This is a genomic window from Streptomyces sp. NPDC048295 (genome assembly GCF_040652135.1).
GTDB lineage: Bacteria > Actinomycetota > Actinomycetes > Streptomycetales > Streptomycetaceae > Streptomyces.
Map to the genome: position 1 here is coordinate 1 of NZ_JBEZLL010000072.1, position 3,357 is coordinate 3,357.

Here is a 3,357-nt window from a genome sequence, read left to right on the forward strand (position 1 = left end):
ATCATCACTCGACCCACGCGACTTCGACGACAGACTCGTCAGAACCTGCGCCCCCATGTCGAACTTCATACAGTCCCCCTGTCCAGCCCGAGCAAACAAATGTGCTGCCCATGCCTATCAACTCCGGGAGGCTGAGGCAATCGAGGACCTCGGGGCTGTGGACAGGCTGTGACATGGTCACGAAGCGTGGCATGGGCAATGAGGTGCAGAAACGGAGCGCTCGACCGGATCACGGAGAGCGCGCACCCCTCCGGCACGGCGGGGCCGCCGAGGATCTTCCGTCAATCTTCACGCCGTGCACACGATCGTGCGTTCGATGAACGCGGCGGCTTCGACCCCGGTGACCGCGACGAGGCCGACCCCGCCACGGCCGAGTTCGCACAGTCAGGACGGCCGACCGAATGAGCCCTGCCGCAAGATATCGGTGATCTGCACGCGTCTCCTGCCGGAGGATTCCGCGCAGCTGCCCGGGGGAAAGCCCCCACCGGCCTCCACATCGACGGCGTATTACTCCGCGCCCGCACGCCAGTTCTTCGCAGGCCGGCCCTCTTCGTCCCAACGGCGTTCCGCGAGCATGGTCATGCCGTCCTCGGAGAACTCCGTCTCGGCGGCGAGCACACCGTTCGGATGCCATTCCCTGGACGCTCCCACCGGACGTCCCTCGCGGGCCGTCCCCTCGGACCGGAGCGTGCCGTCCTCGTACCACTCGCGGCTGGGGCCGTGCTGCACTCCCGCCACGTAGGCGTCCAGACCGACGACGGCACCGCCGAGGCGCTCCTCGACCTCGCCGGTGAAGAGTTCCCCCCTGTGCAACAGACGCAGTCCTTGATCCATGTCGACCTCGGGGTCGTCGATGTCGACCCGGCCCGGCATCAACCGCGCTCCGCGCGCCACTCCTTCGTCAGGTTCCCCTCGTCGTCCCACTCGGTGATCTCCAATTGCCGCAGTCCGTTCGCGCTCAGGAGCACACGCGCGGCCGGCCTCCCGTTGGGGTGCCAGTCCCTGCACTCACCGACGGGGAACCCGCCTCGCAGCACTCCGTCGGACCTCAGGGTTCCATCCATGTACCACTCCCTGGAAGGGCCGTCCTCGACCCCGTCCTCGTACGTGACGAGGCTGACGAGCGCACCCTGCTGGTGCTCGACCACCTCACCGGTGAAACGCTCTCCTCGACGGAAGACGACCTCGCCCTCGTCCATTTCGAGTTCCGGGTCGTCGATGTCGATGCGTGTCATGCCGGGGATCGGGGAGCGGAGTTCGGCGGTCGGCGGATCACCGGTGAACCGACCGTGCAGGCCGGACGCGCCCCCCGGCTCGGAGTCGCAGCTTGCGCGGAAGGTCGCGGGAGGTCCGGGGAGCTCCTCGGCTCCCGTCAAGCCATCACCTGCACGCCCAACTTCTGGAGCAGCAGCCGGCAGACCTCGCACGGCTCCGTGGTCCTGCCGTGATCGGGGTGCCCTTGACCGCGGATCATCTTGGAGATGATGGCAGATCCCGCGAAGTGCGGAGCGGCTTCGTCGAGCGTGCTCGTGCGGCCGTCGCTGCGCGCGGAGTCGAGTGCCCACAACTGGTCGGACACCAGAGCCGATTCGGCGCAGCGCCCGGTGAACGGCCGGCGCACATCGGCCGACAGCGATTCGACGAACGACCGGATGGCGGGATGAAGATCGGCGGTGCCTTCCCCGACCAGGCTGGTGTGGCTGACCACTTGGCCGCCGATCAGCAGGGAGGAGGCCACGGCGGGGAATTGCTCAGACAAAGTAGTCCTCCGCGTCAGGGTCGGGTGCGCCGACCAGGAATCGGGAGAACGCATCCATCGTGTTCTCTCCCAGGTAGTACCCGCCGGTGTGGTGGAGGTGGAAGAAGCGCTCCCTCTCGTCGACCAGGAGAATTCCGTATTCGGAGGACTCGTAACCGACGGGGAAGAGTTCCGTGCCGAGTCCGAATGACAGTTCTTGGATGAGTCGTGCGTCGCCCTCGTACCCGAGGGTGGGATCCATGACCCAGGAGACGTGCTTCACCGTAGGGTGTTCGAGGTGCAGCAGACCGAATGCGTGGATCACATGCACCGCGGCGGGTACCGGACGCAGGGTGCGTCCCTGGCGCTCGGCGTCCTGTACCCGCACCTGAATGAGTTCGTCAGCGCGTTGCCCGATGTCGCGCCCCGGGGACCAGCCGTTTGCGACGAGCCAGTCGCGTACTTCGGGTGTCAACTCTTCGGAGCCCATCATTCGTTCCGTTCCGTGAACCGGGGTTTTACGAGTGTACTCGGATCCCCAGCTGGGGCAGCACCTGTGCGCAGGTGTCACATGGCGGGAGGAAGGTGTCCTTCGGCCGTTCGAGCACGCCTGTCTTCCGATTGAAGAGATCGCCGATCTGGCGTGTATGCATCACGCCGCCCTCCAGCGCCTTCTTTGCGTCATCGACCGTCCGAATGGTTTTTCCGGTGGGGTCCAGATGATGCAGTCGGTCGCTTATCAGAGATACCTCGGCACACTTTCCGTGGCCAAACCCTCTCTTCGCTCCGGGCGTTGCATCAAGTTTCGCGCCTACATCGTTCAGAATCGTTTCGAGGACCTTGTGCGTATTCGGAAGCTTCTGACCGTGCATTTTCGTGGTGCTGCTGTGCACGGTGATCGTGTTGTCGTGCAGGAAACTTCCGGCACAGCCGGATTCGAGGTGGTTCTGCCCGGGAGGTGCCGCTCCTTCCGGAGCCTTGAGCGCGTCATCGGCGAGGGCGGACGCTTCTCGTTCCAGGAGCGGAAGCTGATCCTTCAGGGGAAGGTGGGAGACGTCCAGGGCCGGGCGTCGGTAGTGACGCATCTTGTCCGCGCTCTGGCCGTGCCAGCCGGGCTGAGGATCCACCGGCTTGCCGTGCGGCTCGTTGCCGGGGCCGTCGCCGCCGGGGTGATCCGGGCCGTCGGGGCCGTCGGGGCCGTGCGGGCCGTCGGGGTCGTGGGGGACACCGTCGTCATGGGGGATGCCGTCGTCATGGGGCAGGGTGTCGTCGGATCCGTGGTGCGGGGCGCCCTCGTCCGCCCCGCGGTGCGCGCCGTCGTCGGCGTGGCTGCTGGGGCCGTGGTCGTTGGGGTGGGGAGAGGGCGGGTCGTGCGGTCCTTGTGGGCCGTCGCCGTGGCCGCCGGTGTGGGTGCTGGGCGGTTCGTGGCCGGCAGTGGGGCCGCGCCCGAGGTCGTCGGCGTGGCCGCCGGGGAGGTGGTCGGCCGCTCCCCCGTGAGGGAGGTGGTTGCCCGCGTTTCCGCCCGGGAGGTGGTCTCCGGCGTGGCCGCCGGGGAGGTTGTCGGCGGGGTTGTGGGTGGTGGGCAGGTCGTCGGTGAGGCGGCCGGTGTCGCCGAGGTC

The 3,357-nt window shown here is 67.3% G+C and carries 5 protein-coding genes and 1 pseudogene; 1 reads left to right on the forward strand and 5 read right to left on the reverse strand.

Annotation, left to right across the window (positions count from 1 at the left end; genetic code table 11):
- Window positions 1-507: 507 nt before the first annotated feature.
- The 5 genes from AB0D53_RS41570 to AB0D53_RS41590 all read right to left on the reverse strand — a co-directional run bounded on the left by AB0D53_RS41570 (window position 508) and on the right by AB0D53_RS41590 (window position 2,865).
- Window positions 508-873, reverse strand: a complete 366-nt coding sequence (locus tag AB0D53_RS41570; protein ID WP_362454729.1) for a hypothetical protein — start codon at window positions 871-873, stop codon at window positions 508-510.
- Entirely contained in the window at window positions 873-1,235 is a 363-nt protein-coding gene (locus AB0D53_RS41575) for a hypothetical protein (protein ID WP_362454731.1), read from the reverse strand. Before AB0D53_RS41575 ends, AB0D53_RS41570 begins: the two co-directional genes overlap by 1 nt.
- A gap of 137 nt (window positions 1,236-1,372) precedes the next feature.
- Window positions 1,373-1,738 (reverse strand): YwqJ-related putative deaminase, encoded by a 366-nt coding sequence (locus tag AB0D53_RS41580; RefSeq protein ID WP_362454732.1) that lies wholly within the window; start codon window positions 1,736-1,738, stop codon window positions 1,373-1,375.
- Window positions 1,739-1,751: 13 nt separating this feature from the next.
- Entirely contained in the window at window positions 1,752-2,213 is a 462-nt protein-coding gene (locus AB0D53_RS41585; protein WP_362454734.1) for an SUKH-3 domain-containing protein, read from the reverse strand.
- Window positions 2,214-2,256: 43 nt separating this feature from the next.
- Complete coding sequence (locus tag AB0D53_RS41590; protein ID WP_362454736.1) at window positions 2,257-2,865, reverse strand: YwqJ-related putative deaminase; 609 nt, start codon at window positions 2,863-2,865, stop codon at window positions 2,257-2,259.
- Between the two features lie 9 nt (window positions 2,866-2,874).
- Here AB0D53_RS41590 and AB0D53_RS41595 point away from each other — a divergent pair.
- Window positions 2,875-3,357: pseudogene (locus AB0D53_RS41595) on the forward strand (hypothetical protein); the annotation flags it as partial.